The following is a 292-nucleotide window of genomic DNA, read 5'->3' on the forward strand; positions in this document are numbered from 1 at the left end:
CGCGCGCCTGGGAGAGTTGGAGGAGAAGGCCGGCGCGGAGATCGTCTTCAACTACCTCGGCCGCTTCACCGGCGACAACACCGAAGCCGAATGGTCACCGACTCCTGAGCTCCTCGAAGGAGCCGTGGACCCGCAGATGCCGATGGGGCACGCGCTGACGATCAACGCGATGACCGAGGACCGTGCCGACGGACCGCACCTGGTGGTGAGCGTGTCCTGGCCCGGCGCGCTGTTCGCGGAGGCGGAGGTCCGGGAGCTGCTGGACGGCTGGTCGACGGTCCTGCGCGCGTTG

Annotated in this window: 1 pseudogene; it reads left to right on the forward strand. The window is 69.2% G+C overall.

The features are described 5' to 3' along the window. A pseudogene (locus ADK60_RS27475) lies at window positions 1-292 on the forward strand (condensation domain-containing protein); the annotation flags it as partial.

This window comes from Streptomyces sp. XY431, from assembly GCF_001279805.1.
GTDB classification, from domain to species: domain Bacteria; phylum Actinomycetota; class Actinomycetes; order Streptomycetales; family Streptomycetaceae; genus Kitasatospora; species Kitasatospora purpeofusca.